The sequence below is a fragment of the Streptomyces sp. MspMP-M5 genome (assembly GCF_000373585.1).
In the GTDB taxonomy this organism is placed as follows: domain Bacteria; phylum Actinomycetota; class Actinomycetes; order Streptomycetales; family Streptomycetaceae; genus Streptomyces.
The window spans coordinates 295,303-308,883 of sequence record NZ_KB891907.1 but is presented as its reverse complement, the minus strand read 5'-3'; the positions used below and the strand labels follow the sequence as shown (position 1 = coordinate 308,883).

Below are 13,581 nucleotides of genomic sequence, written 5' to 3'. Positions count from 1 at the left end.
GGGGTCGGCCGGGCGTTCCCCCGCGGGCCGGCCGGGCAGGTGCGGCATGTCGTTGCGCGAGCAGGACTGGGAACTCGTCACGGAGTGGCTGGAGAAGTACCTCCTCAACGTCGCCGACCCGTACGCCCGCCTCGCCCTGTACTTCCCCCACGAGTTCCTGAAGGTCGTCCCGCTCACCAACGTCATCGCGCAGAACGCCCGTACGCTGGTGCGCGTCTCGCGTCGGACCCTGGAGTGGGAGGTGCAGCTCCTCGACGCGGTCAACCAGCTCGACGACCTCCGCGCCCTCCCGGCCATCGATGACGCGCGGGACTTTCTGGCCCGCCTGCGCGAGGACCTTCGGGTCCACAACGAACAGGACGTCTTCCGCACCTGCGTCCTCCAGCAGGACACCGGGGCCTTCATCGGTCGCGAGGACCTCAGGGAGACACTGCGCGGCTTCGTCACGGCCCGGGGGAAGTCGGTGCTGCTGGTGGACGGCGTACCGGGCAGCGGGCGGTCGTACACCTACCAGTTCCTGCGCCACCTCGGGTCGCACAAGGGATTCCGCCCGGCCCGGGTCACCCTGTCGGACACCTACACCGGGGGGCAGGTGCTCCGGCGGCTGGCCGAGTACGTCGTCGATCCGCGTGCCGGGGCGCAGTGGCTCGGCCCCACCCTGCCCGGCGACGGTCCGCCGACCCTGGCCGAGGTCGCCCGCCGGGTGATCACCCTGGCCGCCACCGCCGAGATCCGCTACTGGCTGGTCCTCGACGACTGCGACACGCTCGATCCGCTCTCCGACGTCTGGGAGGTCATCAACGAGCTGGCCAAGGCCATCTACGAGTACGCCGACCACGAGCGGGCGCCCCGGCTGGTGCTGCTCGGCTACGGCCGCACGATGCACCAACTGCCCGATGAGCTGCAGGGGATCCTGTGCTGGGACACCGCCCGGATCATCGACCCGCCCGAGCTGCGCCGCTTCTTCGACCAGTGCTTCCGCGAGGCGCCGCCGGCCCGCCTCGACGACGCCGACCCCGCGGAGATCGACGGCCTCGTCGACGAGGCGGTGGCTCAGGTGCTGTACGCCGCCCGGTCCCCGGACGACGACGGCGAGAACTACATGCGCAGGGTGCGCAGGGCGACGGAGAAGGCGATCCATGTCTATCGCTCCCTCTGACCCCGCCCGTCCCGTCCGCTCCCGGCTGCGCGAGGAGTTCGCCGCCCGGCTGCGGGAGGAACTGCGTGCCGAGGAGCCGGAGTCGGATGCCGGCGCCGTCCCGGATGTCCGGCGGGCCTACCGCGAAGCGGCCTGCCTGCTCTCCGGCTTCGACCCGCGGACCCTGAAGCTGCCGGGCGAGGACCGGCCGGCCGGCGGCGCGGTCCTCGCGCTGCTCGACGACTGCACCACCCTGGGGCAGGCGGGGTCGGCCCGCTGGGTGCTCAAGCCCGAGGCCAGGGAGGCCGCGCTGCGCGGTCTGGCCGGGCCGGACGCTGCCCGGGCGGCCCTGGAGGCCAACCGGGCGCAGTTCCCCGCCGAACCCGGCGGACCGGAGGCCCTCTGCCTGGCCCTGCTCCAGGGCAATCTGCCGGGGTCGGCGGACCGCCGGGCCCGCTGGTCGGCCGAGGAACTGGGCGACGCGCTCCAGGCGGTGCTGTGGCTGTCCGAGATCCCCGGCGTCGGCGGCCTCCCGGACCCGGCCGAACTCCGGACCGCGCTGGCCCGCGCCAGGCTGCTGGAGCCGCTCCGGCACCTGGCCGCGCCGCAGTTCCAGGGCCGCGCCGAGGAGTTGGCGCGCCTGCGCGCCTATGTCTGCGGTTCCGGAGCCGGCCGGGACTCCGCGCCGACCGGCTCCGGCGCCCCTCCGGCCTTCGTACCGCCACTGGTCATCCACGGGCCGGGCGGCATGGGCAAGAGCACGCTGATGGCCAAGTTCCTGCTGGACGGCCTGGCCGGGTCGGCCGACGGCAGCGTGGCCGCGTTCCCGTTCGCGTACATCGACTTCGGGCGGCCCACCCTCTCCATCCGGGAGCCGGTCACCCTGATCGCCGAAATGGCGCGCCAACTGGCCGTGCAATACCCGGAGTTCGGCACCGAGCTGGAGGCACTGGCGGACGAGTGCCAGCGGGCGGCTGCCACCCAGCGCGAGGAGCAGGAACGGGTCACCCAGCTGCACCAGCTGGCCACCACCCGGGTGCTGGGCAGCGATTCGTCGGAGGAGTTCCAACGGGTGGCCACCGCGCGGGAGACCGGGCTCGTCCGGCGGGTCGCGGAGGTCCTGGGGCGCGCGGTGGCCGCGGCCGGCCGGCCGGGTGCGCCGTTCGTGCTGGCCGTCGACACCTTCGAGGAGGCGCAGTACCGCGGCTCCCCGGTGCTGGGCCGCATGTGGGCGATCTGCACCGCGTTGCAGAGCGGCTATCCGCACTTCCGGATGCTGATCGCCGGGCGGGCGCCGGTCGGCCATCCGTCCTACAAGGTGGCGCCGAGCGAGATCGAGCTGCGGGAGCTGGACCGGCCGGCCGCCGTGGCGATGCTGCGTTCCCTGGGCGTCGACGACCCCGAGGTGGCCGGGGCGCTGGCCGAGCGGGTCGGCGGGCATCCGCTCAGCCTGCGGCTGGCCGCCCGGGCCGCCGCGGTCGCCGGCAGCGGGAGCGAGCGGACCGGCGAGCTGATCCGCGATCTGCCCGAGCGCCGCCGGGAGGTCTTCCGCCGCGTCGACGAGATGCTGGTGCAGGGCATCCTCTACGACCGGATCCTCAGCCATATCGCCGACGAGGACGTGCGGCGGCTGGCCCATCCCGGGCTGGTGCTGCGGGTGATCACGCCCGGGATCGTCCAGGAGGTGCTGGCCGGGCCGTGCGGTCTGGAGGTGGCCGACGAGCGGGCGGCGCGCCGGCTGTTCGACGAGCTGCGCCGGCTGGACATGGTGGAGCCGATCGGCCCGGAGACGGTGCGCTACCGGCCCGACGTCCGCACGATCATGCTGCGGCTGCCCGGCGGGGACCGTACCGAGGTGATGCGCCGGATCGAGCGGCGGGCGGTGGCCTACTACGCGGCGCGCGAGGGGGTGGCGGCGCGTGCCGAGGAGATCTACCACCGGCTGCGGCTGGACGAGGACCCGCGGGCGGTGGAGGAGCGCTGGCTGCCCGGCGTCGAGCGCTTCCTGGCCGACGCCCAGAAGGAAGTGCCGCCGCGGGCCGCGGGGCTGCTGACGGCGCGGCTCGGCGGCAACGCGCCGGACCGGGTGACGGCCGACGCCGACCAGGAGGACTGGGAGCGGATCGCGGCCCGCGAGGCGGAGGGCCTGCTGGCCCAGGGGTTCGCCGAGGCGGCCCTGTCCCGGCTGGGGCAGCGGCGGCCGTGGACGCCGTGCAGCCCGCTGCACGTCCTGTGCGCGCAGGCCCTGAACCGGCTCGGGCGGTGCGACGAGGCCCGGCAGGCCACGGCGGAGGCGATCGGGCAGACGGAGCGGGCCGGATGTGCCGAGCGGCGGCTGGAGTTGCTGCTGCTGGGCGCCCGGCTGGCCGAGGAGGCCGGCGACCTGCCGGACGCAGACCGGCAGTTGCGGGTGGCGGAGGACGTCGCGGTCGGCCTCGAGCAGGACCTGGAGGCGATGGGCGCACGACTGGCCCGGGCGCGGCTGCCCGCCACCGGCGGCACCGCGTTCTCCGGCGCCCAGGCCGGTCGCCAACTCGCCACTCAGCTACGGGATTTGCCGGACGAGGTGCTGGCCGACCAGCCGGTGCTGGTGCGCGCGGTCGCGGCGCAGATCTACGGTCAGGACCCCGGGGCGCTGACGCACGCCCTCGACGTGGTCGGGCTGCCGACGGACGATGCGACGCTGGACACCCTGGGGACGGCGATGCGCCGGGCGACCCGCCGGCAGCCGGCGCTGCTGGGGGCGGTGCTGGGCATCCTGGACGAGGCCGCGCGACCGGCCGGGCGGCCGGCCTGGGCCGCACCGGTGATGCCGGGCCCGCCGGAGCCGGAGCCCGTCCCGGTGCCGCCGCCGACGCGCGCCGGCCTGCCTCCGGGACCGCCGCCGGCTCCGTCGGCCGCCGCGCCCGCGGGCCCGCCGGCACCGGCACGCCGCGAAGAAGCCGGGGGCGGGGCCGCAGACGGGGTCGGGGCCGTGAGCCGTGCCCGCCGGGTCCCGGCGCCCGCCGCGAGTCCGTCCGCCCGCCCCTCCGGCATCGCCGGCATCCTGCGCCTGGCGCGGGACCGCGGCACCCTCGACACGCTCGCCCACCGCCTGCTGGCCGTCCCCGACCACAGCGGTGAGATCACGGCAGGGGTGGCCGCGGCGATGGGCGTCGGGACCCATGCCCGTACGACACCGCGGAGCGGGCACCGGGGGCCGGACGAAGGGAGCGGCCCGCCCGGGCCGGAGCGCCGATGACCGCCTACCTCTCCCAGGACGAGCTGCGCCGGCTGCTGGACGCCGCGCTGGAGTGCGGGCTGGCCGACCCCACCGTCCGCCCGCTGCTGTTCGACGGCATCATGCGCAAGTACCACGCGACCCTGCCGATGCTGCCCGCCCCGATGCACCAACTCCACTCCGACTTGGCCCGGATGAACGCCGTCGAACGGCTGGTGGACGGCTCGGTCCCGCTGGAGATCTGGCTGCGCAACGCGGTGGCGCAGACCACCGAGGCCGAGCCGCTGAAGGTCCTCCAGCACGCCCTGGACGAGGTGGCCCGGCGCGCCGGCGGCGAACCCGACGTGCTGGCCGACCGCCCGGCGCCCGAGCTCAAGGAGCAGATCGTCCACCGCGACGACACCGTCCCGATCGGCTTTCTGCGCGGCGGCGACCTGGCCGGCACCGCGGTCGCCCGGCTGAAGGTGCCGCCGTACCAGGACGGCGCGCCGCTACAGCCCAACGGCTTCCCGCACGCCGGCACCGGCTGGCTGATCGGCCCCACCCTGCTGATGACCAACCACCATGTGGTCAACGCCCGTACCGGAACCGGCGCCGACCGCCCCCTGGCCGCCCCCGAGGACCTGCGGCTCCAGGCCCGGCACACCCTCGCCCGCTTCGGCTACGACAGCGAATCCGGCTACCTCGACGACACCGCCGACTCCGCCGCCGAGGTGGCCGAGGTGGCCGAACTCGCCGCCGCCGACCCGGAACTGGACTACGCGGTGCTGCGGCTGTCCGCCCCGCCCGACCGCCCGGTGCTGAAGCTGGCCCGGCGGCCGCTGCTGGTCGCCGACGGCGACTGTGTGGCGGTCAACATCATCCAGCACCCCGGCGGCCGGTCGAAGCGGGTGGCGCTGCGCAACAACCTGGTCTACGAGGCGGACGAGCAGGACGTCCGCTACTTCACCGACACCCGCGGCGGCTCCTCCGGCTCCCCCGTCCTGACCGACGACTGGCGGGTGGTGGCGCTGCACCGAGGGGCCCGGCGGGTGGAGAACGTGCTGTTCCAGGGGCGGACGACCGCGTTCGTCAACGTCGGCACCCAGATGACCAGCGTGCTGCGCCACCTGGAGACCCATGCCCCGGACGTCCACGCCGAGATCACCGCGGCGCAGGGCGACGGACGGGGCTGAGCCCGGCCGACCGGCGCCGCGGCCCGGCCGACCCGACCGAGGAGGACGAGATGGAAAAGCGGAGCCGATCCCCGGTGGCGACCGGGCCCGAGCGGGTCTTCTCCGATCTGCGCGCGGTGGCGGCGCGGGTGCGGGACCAACTGTCCTGGGAGGAGCCCGAATCCGCCGTCGAGCTGCCCGCCGAGGAACAGCCGGCCGGGCAGATCTCGCAGTACGCCCGACAGGAGCGCACCCGGGTGCTGGCGGCCGGCGCCGGCGGTCTGGAGAAGCTCGCCGAGGGCCGGGCGGACGAGATCAGCGACGACGAGTCCTTCGGGATGGAGGCGATCGTCCTGCTGGAGGGGCGCCCGGCCATCCTCGTCCGGCATCACGACTTCCCCACGCAGCAGGGCGACTGGGCGGTGCTGGACGCCCACCGGGCGGCGATCCGGGACTCGCTGGCCCGGGTCGGCCGGGTGGAGGTCTCCGGGCACCTCAGCCTGGACTGGCTGGGGACGGGCTTCCTGGTCGGTCCGGAGACGGTGATGACCAACCGCCATGTGGCGGTGGAGTTCGCCCGCAGCGCCGGCGAGGGCTGGGTGTTCCAGCAGGGGCTGGGCGCCGCGCTGGACGTGGGCGAGGAGTACGACACCGGCCCGGAGCCCGTCGACGGCGGCTCGTCCTACGAGGTCACCGGGGTCCTGGGCATCCACGAGGACGCCGATCTGGCCCTGTTGAGGATCGCCCCGTACCTCGGCGGCAGCGCGCTGCCCACTCCCCTGGCGGTCGCCGCGGACGCGCCCGCGGACCTGCCGGGCCGCCCCGTCTACTGCGTCGGCTATCCGGCCTGGGACGGCCGCCGCAACGAACCCGAGTCCATGCGCCGGATCTTCATGGACGTCTACAACGTCAAGCGCCTCCAGCCGGGTACGACCACGGGCCTGGAGGCGGAAGGGAATGTGATGCGCCACGACTGCTCGACCCTGGGGGGCAACAGCGGCTCCCCGGTCATCGACCTCACCGACCACCGCGTCCTCGGCCTGCACTTCGGCGGCCGGTACGGCCTGGGCAACTACGCCGTGCCGTTGTGGCAGTTGGTGGAGGATCCGCTGCTGGTGCGGGGGGAGGTCAACTTCGTATGAGTCTGCTGCGTGAGGAAGCGGAGGGTGCGGAGGGGGCACAGCGGGTGCCGGCCGGCGGCCGGCTCCGGCGGCGGGCCCTGCTCAAGGCGGCGCCCGTGGCCCTGTTGGGCGTCGCCGGGTGTGCGGACGGGGAGCCGGCGAAGGCACCGTCGTCGGCCCGGCCGAGCGCGTCGCAGACGGCCCGGCAACTGCCCACCGTCAGTGCCTGGCGGCCGAGTCCGGGCGAGGTGCGGCCCGAGGTGAAGACGCGGGCCGTGGAGCTGGTCCGGGCGATCGGGGCGTGGCCCACCGGCGAGCGGGACGCGGCGATGGCGCGGGTCGGGGCACTGGGGCTGCCACCGGCCCTCGTCGACCAGGCGGACGCGCTCCGGCCCGGCGGCACCGAGGCGGTGCTGGAGGTGGTGGACGCGCAGTACGGGGGCATCCTGGCGGATGCGGCCAGCGTGCTGGTGGTGTGCCGGCAGTGGGTGCGGCGGGCCGACGGCACGGTGCTGGCGGGTGGGACGACGGTGGACGTCCGGCTGCGCCGGGCGAACCCGCGGTGGACGGTGACCGCGCTGCACCCGGCGGCACCCGGGGCCCCGGCGGCGGCGCCGAGCGAGGCGGCGCGGCGGGTGCTGGCCGCGGGCCCGGCGATCGAACTGCCGCCGGCGGCGGCCGCGGACGTACGCAGCGGTGCGGTGCACACCAGTGTGCTGGAGGCGCTGTCGGAGCTGGCGCGCAAGCACCGGCTGGCGGTGAGCGTGGTGCGGTCCGGGCATCCGCTGAAGGTGTTCGGGACCGACCGGCCCAGTGATCATCCGCGCGGGCGGGCGGTCGACGTCTGGCGGATCGACGGGCATCCGGTGGTCGATCCGGCGACGCCGCGGCAGTTGGTGGAGTCGGTGATGCGGGCGGCGGCCGCGGCCGGTTCCTACAACGTCGGCGGGCCGTTCCTGCTCTCGGGCGGAACGGCCGGCCAGTTCTTCTCGGACGCCACCCACCGGGACCATGTGCACCTGGGCTTCCGCACCTGATCCCGGCGGGCCGGCCTCAAGCCGCCGACGTCTCCGACGACCCCTGACGCACCGTCACTTCTGCACGAACTCCGTGGTGTAGGTCTTCTTCAGATCGATCGTGGCGTTCTTGAGGTTGGGGTTGAACGCCTTGAGGACCCGCTCCACGGTGGCGGGGCCGTCGGCCGGCATCACCCCGTCCTTGGTGAACATCGGCAGGGTGTCCTTGATGGCCTTGACGTAGAGCTCCTTGCCGCCCTGCGCGTAGTCCGAGGGCATCTTCGCGGCGATCTCCTCGGCGGTGTGGGTGGACATCCACTTGAGGGTCCTGACGAAGGCGTTGGCCAGCTTGCGGACGGTGCCCTTGTGGCCGTTGACCCAGTCGGTGCTCATGTAGAGGCTGGACGACGGGTAGAGGCCGCCGAGCGCCTGCCGGGAGCCCTCGGGGGTGCGCATGTCGACGAGCACCTTGCCGATGTTCTTGTCGACGACCTGGGCGACGGTCGGGTCGGTCGTCATCCCGGCCTGGATCGAGCCCTGCTGCAGGGCGGAGAGGAAGGTCTGGCCGGCGCCGACCGCGACCGGGGTGATCTCCTCGGGCTGCACCCCGTTCTTGACCGCCAGGTACTTGGTGAGGAAGTCGGTGGACGAGCCCAGACCCGTGACGCCCAGCTTCTTGCCCTTGAAGTCCTTGGCGGAGGTGATGTCCGAGGCGGCCTTGTCGGCGACCACCTCCACCTCGCCGGGCGCGTGGGCGAGTTGCACCACCGACTCGACCTGCTTGTTCTTGGCCTGGAGGTCGAGGGTGTGGTCGTAGAAGCCGACGACGCCCTGGACGTCGCCGGAGAGCAGGGAGGTGGTGGCCTGGACGCCGGCGGGCTCGGTGAGCAGGGTGACGTGGAGGCCCTCGGCCTTGAAGTAGCCGAGCTGCTCGGTGAGTCGGGCCGGCAGGTAGATGACCTTGTCCAGGCCGCCCACCATGATCTGCAGGCGCCCGTCGTCGCCGCCGGCGGACGCGCCGCCGGAGGGGCCGCCGCAGGCGGTGAGGCCGGTGAGGGCGAGCACGGTGGCGGCGACCGCGGCCGAGATCTTGAGCGGAGTGCGCATGGTCACGTCCTTGTGAGGTGGGCGGTGCGGAAGCGGATGGGGCGAGCGGGGCAGCGGGGTCAGCGGCCGTCGCCGGCGTCGGCCGGCTTCCAGCGGAAGAGCCGCTTCTCCAGGAAGGCCAGCAGTCCCTCGGCGAGCAGGGCGATGGCGGCGAGGATGACCATGGCCGCGTAGACACCGGGAGCGTTGAAGGTGCCCTGGGAGGCCGAGACCAGCAGGCCCAGGCCCTTGGTCGCGCCGATGTACTCGCCGACGATGGCGCCGATCAGCGCGAAGCCGAAGCTGACGTGCAGGCTGGTGAAGATCCAGGAGGTGGCGGCGGGGATGACGACCTGGAAGGTGACCTGGCGGTTGCTCGCGCCCAGGATGCGGGAGTTGGCCACCAGGTTGCGGTCGACCTCGCGGGCGCCCTGGAAGGCGTTGAAGAAGACCGGAAAGAAGACCAGCACGACGGCGGAGGCCACCTTGGAGGCCGGTCCGAGGCCGAACCAGATGAGGAAGATCGGGGCCAGCACGATCCGCGGCAGCGCGTTGAGGACCTTGATGTACGGGCCGAGCACATCGGCCAGGAAGCGGATCCGGCCGAGCGCGATGCCCAGCACGACACCGCCGATGACGCCCAGGACCCAGCCGAGCAGCGCCTCGTAGAGCGTGTACCAGACCTGCTCCCACAGGGGGCCCTGCGGGGTTCCGTTGACCGCCCACTGGGTGATCTGGCCCCAGATCTTCGAGGGCATGGAGAAGTAGAACGGGTCGATGACGGCGGCGCGGGCCAGCCACTCCCACAGACCGAGCAGACCGACCAGGAGGGCGACCCGGGTGCCGTGGACCACGAGCCGGTGGTTGCGGGCGGCGCGGGCGCGGGCCTGGCTGCGCCCGCCCGCGAGGCCGTTGGCGGCTGCCGGTGCGGTGACGGTCTCAGGCGACATGGGCGGCACCCCTTTCGCGGGTGATGCGGACCTCTTCGCCGAGCGAGGACCAGATCTCCCGGTAGATCTCGACGAAGCGCGGCTCCAGCCGCACCGCCTCGACCCGGCGGGGCCGCGGCAGGTCGATGGCGAAGACCTCCTTGACGGTGGCGGGGCCGGCGGTCATCACCACGACCTTGTCGGCCAGCGCGATGGACTCCTCCAGGTCGTGGGTGACGAAGACGACGGAGGCGCCGGTGCCGGACCACAGGTCGAGGAGCTCGTCCGACATCAGGGCCCGGGTCTGCACGTCGAGCGCCGAGAACGGCTCGTCCATCAGCAGGATCTCGGGGTCGTTGACGAAGGTCGCGGCGAGCGCGACGCGCTTGCGCTGGCCACCGGAGAGCTGGTGCGGATAGCGGTCCTCGAAGGCGGCGAGGCCGACCCGGGCGAGCCACTCGCGGGCCCGCTCCCTGGCCTCGGCCTTGGGGGCGCCGCGGAAGCGGGGACCGGCCATGACGTTGGAGAGCACGGTGCGCCAGGGGAAGACGGCGTCCTGCTGGAAGACGAAGCCGACCTTGTCGCCGATGCCGCGGACCGGCTCGCCGGCCACCAGCACCTCGCCCTCGGTGGGCTCCTCCAGGCCGCTGACCAGCGTCAGGGTGGTGGACTTACCGCATCCGGTGGGCCCGACCACGGCGACGAACTCACCGCGGCCGACGGTCAGGTCCAGGTCCCGGACGGCGGTGTGCAGACCTCCCGAGGGGGTGCGGAAGGTCTTGCTCGCTCCCCGTAGCTCGATGGCGGGGCTCGTGTGGCTGTTCATGGACCGGGAGGCTAGGAGTGAGCCGGGCCACGGCGGCAGCCTTGTGGGCGCAAGCTGCCTTTCTGTGCGCAAACCCTGTTGTGCCCATTTTGCTCACGCTAGAACAACAGAAGTCCGGCGGGGGCTGGGCAGCGTGGCCACGGCGGCATACGTTGCGTTGACACGAGATCAACCGGAAAGGTCGATTCCGCAACGTGCGGAGGGCGGCCGAGACAAGGGGGACCACCACCGCATGCGGATCCATTGGCCCCGTCGCGTCTTCGCACAGGTCCTGACCACCCAACTGGCCATCACCACCGGCGTGATGGTGCTGGCCACCGGCCTGTTCCTGGCCCCGCTCGGCCACGCCCTGGACGACCAGGCGATGCGCCGGGCGCTGGCCATCGCCCAGACCGCGGCCGCCGACCCGGAACTGTCCCACGACGTGCAGGCCACCACCCCGGGCCCGCGCGGCCCGGTCCAGTCCGCCGCGGAACGGATCCGGCGGGCCACCGGCGCGCTGTACGTCGTCGTGATGGACACCCGCGGGGTCCGCTGGTCGCACACCAACGCCGCCGAGATCGGCCACCACGTCTCCACCGACCCCAGCCGGACGCTGGCCGGCCAGGAGGTCCGCCAGATCGACACCGGCACGCTGGGCCGCTCGGCCCGCGCGAAGGTGCCGCTGCGGGACGCCGGCGGCACCATCGTCGGCGCGGTCTCGGTCGGTATCGCCTACGACAGCGTGCACGGGCTGCTGCTCGGCACCATCCCGGGACTGCTGCGGTACGCGGGCGCGGCGCTGGCGGCCGGCGTACTGGCCGCGGTGGTGGTCGCCCGGAGCCTGCGCCGCCGCACCCACGGCGTGGCCACCGCCGACATCTCGGCGCTGCTGGACGAGCGGGAGGCGATGCTGCACGGCATCCGGGAGGGCGTGGTGGCCTTCGACCCGCGGGGCCGGATCCGGCTGGTGAACGACGAGGCGCAGCGGCTGCTGAGCCTCGGCGCGGACGCCGCCGGCCGGGACCTGGACGACGTCCTGCCGCCGGGCCGCACCACCGACGTACTGGCCGGCCGGGTGGCCGGCGGCGACCTGCTGGCGATCAGTGGCGGCCGGGTGCTGGTGGCCAACCGCGTCCCGACCCGGGACGGCGGCGCGGTGGTGACCCTGCGGGACCGCACCGAACTGGAGCTGCTGGGTCGCGAACTGGACAGCACCCAGGGCCTGTTGGATGCGCTGCGCGCCCAGGACCACGAGCACGCCAACCAGCTGCACACCGTGCGCGGACTGCTCGAACTGGGCCGCTACGACATGGCGGTGGAGTTCGTCGCCGAGGTCGCCAGCGCCCACCGGGCCTCCGCGGAGCAGATCGCCGAGCGGGTGCACGACCCGCTGCTGTCCGCACTGCTGGTCGGCAAGGCGGCGATCGCCGCCGAGCGCGGCGTCTCCCTGCGGATCTCGGACACCACGCTGCTGCCGGACGCGGTGGTGGACCCGCGCGACCTGGTCACCGTCCTGGGCAACCTCCTCGACAACGCGCTGGACGCCACCGCCGAACGCCGCGCCGCCGAACCATTCGTCGAGGTGGAGCTGCGCGCCGAGGGCACCACCGCGGTCGTCCGGGTCGGCGACACCGGACCCGGTGTGCGGCCCGAACTGCGCGACCGGATCTTCGCCGAGGGCTGGTCCACCAAGAGCGCCACCGCCGCCTCCCGCGGCCGGGGCATCGGCCTGGCGCTGGTGCGCCGGCTGGCCGAGCGCTACGGCGGGATGGCCCGGGTCACCGCCCGCGCGGGCGGCGGCGCGCTCTTCACCGTCGTCCTGCCCGAAGCCCTTCACCTCACGGCCACAGGAGACTCCCCGTGATCGATGTCCTCGTCGTGGACGACGACTTCCGCGTCGCCGAGATCAACGCCGCGTATGTGTCCCAGGTGCCCGGATTCCGGGTCGCCGGCCGCGCCCACACCGCGGCCCAGGCACTGGCCACACTGGAGCGCCGGCACATCGACCTGGTGCTGCTCGACCACTACCTGCCCGACGAGACGGGCCTGACCCTGGTACGGCGGATGCGCCAGATGGGCCACCACTCCGACGTGATCATGGTGACCGCGGCCCGCGACGTCGCCACCGTGCAGGCGGCCATGCGCTACGGCGCACTCCAATACCTGGTCAAACCCTTCGGCTTCGCCGGGCTCCGCACCAAGCTGGACGCCTACGCGGCCCTCCGCCGCACCGTCGAGGGCGTCGGCGGCCGCGGCGAGGCCGGCCAGGAACAGGTCGACCGGATCTTCGCCGCCCTCCGCACCCCGGACTCCCCCCGCACCGAACTCCCCAAGGGCCACTCGGCCGCGACCGTCGACCTGATCCGCCGCACCCTCGACGAGGCCGGACTCCCCCTCTCCGCCCACCAGGTGGCCGAACGCGCCGGTGTCAGCCGCTCCACCGCCCAGCGCTACCTCAAACACCTGGAACGCACTGGCCACATCAACCTCACCCTCAAATACGGCGACACCGGCCGTCCAGAGCACCGCTACACCTGGACCCGGGCGAGCTAGGCGCGCCCAGCGCCCTCTTCGTCACGCACTTGCGGAGACGGCGGGGATGCACAGCAAGGTACCAATCAGGTACCTTGCCGCTATGCCTGCGGTGAGTGTGGCGTTGACGGACGACGGCATGAACGAGGTCCGCGCTGCCCGATGATTCTGCACATCGACGTTGCCTGGCTTCTCGACGTCCAGGAGCAGGCCGTACCCGAGGATGTCTCGGTGGCCGACTACTCCGCACTGACAGCGGCCGTCGCCCGGCACCGGACCCGTATCCCGCGCGCCAGTGCCGCCGAGCCCGACGCCGCCTGGCGCGCCGCGGCGCTGTTGGACACCCTGGTGCGACTGCAACCCCTGCCGCACCGCAATGCGCTGTACGCCTGCCAGGTCACCGTCGCCTATATGCACGCCTCCGGCGAAGGCATCGATCCGCCGCACGGCGCCCTGGTCGAGCTCGTCCGCGATGTCCGGGCAGGGAGAATCACCGTTTTCCACGCGGCCGAACGCCTGCGTACCTGGCGGATATGAGCGGCTACGAGCGGATATGAGCTGCGCGTACGGCGGCCAG

Annotated in this window: 11 protein-coding genes; 8 read left to right on the top strand and 3 right to left on the bottom strand. The window is 73.5% G+C overall.

Annotated features, from left to right (window positions below; genetic code table 11):
• The first annotated feature begins 46 nt into the window (after positions 1-46).
• From B073_RS42990 to B073_RS0126205, 5 genes are read left to right on the top strand one after another with little or no spacing between them, the layout of a single operon-like run.
• Positions 47-1,159: an ATP-binding protein gene (locus tag B073_RS42990; protein ID WP_018541065.1), complete on the top strand. Its 1,113-nt coding sequence runs from the start codon at positions 47-49 to the stop codon at positions 1,157-1,159.
• On the top strand, positions 1,140-4,379 hold the full coding sequence (locus B073_RS41225) for an ATP-binding protein (RefSeq protein WP_051094196.1): 3,240 nt from the start codon (positions 1,140-1,142) through the stop codon (positions 4,377-4,379). The genes B073_RS42990 and B073_RS41225 overlap by 20 nt, the downstream gene beginning before the upstream one ends.
• Positions 4,376-5,533: a trypsin-like peptidase domain-containing protein gene (locus B073_RS0126215; RefSeq protein ID WP_018541064.1), complete on the top strand. Its 1,158-nt coding sequence runs from the start codon at positions 4,376-4,378 to the stop codon at positions 5,531-5,533. Before B073_RS41225 ends, B073_RS0126215 begins: the two co-directional genes overlap by 4 nt.
• Before the next feature lie 50 nt (positions 5,534-5,583).
• Entirely contained in the window at positions 5,584-6,654 is a 1,071-nt protein-coding gene (locus B073_RS0126210) for a trypsin-like serine peptidase (protein ID WP_018541063.1), read from the top strand.
• Positions 6,651-7,670 (top strand): hypothetical protein, encoded by a 1,020-nt coding sequence (locus B073_RS0126205; protein ID WP_018541062.1) that lies wholly within the window; start codon positions 6,651-6,653, stop codon positions 7,668-7,670. Before B073_RS0126210 ends, B073_RS0126205 begins: the two co-directional genes overlap by 4 nt.
• A 54-nt stretch (positions 7,671-7,724) precedes the next feature.
• Here B073_RS0126205 and B073_RS0126200 read toward each other — a convergent pair whose 3' ends face one another.
• From B073_RS0126200 to B073_RS0126190, 3 genes are read right to left on the bottom strand one after another with little or no spacing between them, the layout of a single operon-like run.
• Positions 7,725-8,756, bottom strand: a complete 1,032-nt coding sequence (locus tag B073_RS0126200; RefSeq protein WP_018541061.1) for an ABC transporter substrate-binding protein — start codon at positions 8,754-8,756, stop codon at positions 7,725-7,727.
• A 59-nt stretch (positions 8,757-8,815) separates the two neighbouring features.
• Positions 8,816-9,685 (bottom strand): ABC transporter permease, encoded by an 870-nt coding sequence (locus B073_RS0126195; RefSeq protein WP_018541060.1) that lies wholly within the window; start codon positions 9,683-9,685, stop codon positions 8,816-8,818.
• Entirely contained in the window at positions 9,675-10,490 is an 816-nt protein-coding gene (locus tag B073_RS0126190; RefSeq protein WP_018541059.1) for an ABC transporter ATP-binding protein, read from the bottom strand. Before B073_RS0126190 ends, B073_RS0126195 begins: the two co-directional genes overlap by 11 nt.
• 232 nt (positions 10,491-10,722) lie before the next feature.
• On the opposite strand from B073_RS0126190, the gene B073_RS41220 reads away from it, so the two are divergent.
• The 3 genes from B073_RS41220 to B073_RS0126175 all read left to right on the top strand — a co-directional run bounded on the left by B073_RS41220 (position 10,723) and on the right by B073_RS0126175 (position 13,541).
• Positions 10,723-12,336 carry a sensor histidine kinase gene (locus tag B073_RS41220; protein ID WP_018541058.1) on the top strand — a complete coding sequence of 538 codons (1,614 nt, stop codon included), beginning with the start codon at positions 10,723-10,725 and terminating at the stop codon, positions 12,334-12,336.
• Entirely contained in the window at positions 12,333-13,025 is a 693-nt protein-coding gene (locus B073_RS0126180) for a response regulator (RefSeq protein WP_018541057.1), read from the top strand. The genes B073_RS41220 and B073_RS0126180 overlap by 4 nt, the downstream gene beginning before the upstream one ends.
• A 141-nt stretch (positions 13,026-13,166) precedes the next feature.
• Entirely contained in the window at positions 13,167-13,541 is a 375-nt protein-coding gene (locus B073_RS0126175) for a hypothetical protein (RefSeq protein WP_018541056.1), read from the top strand.
• The last annotated feature ends 40 nt before the right edge of the window (positions 13,542-13,581 follow it).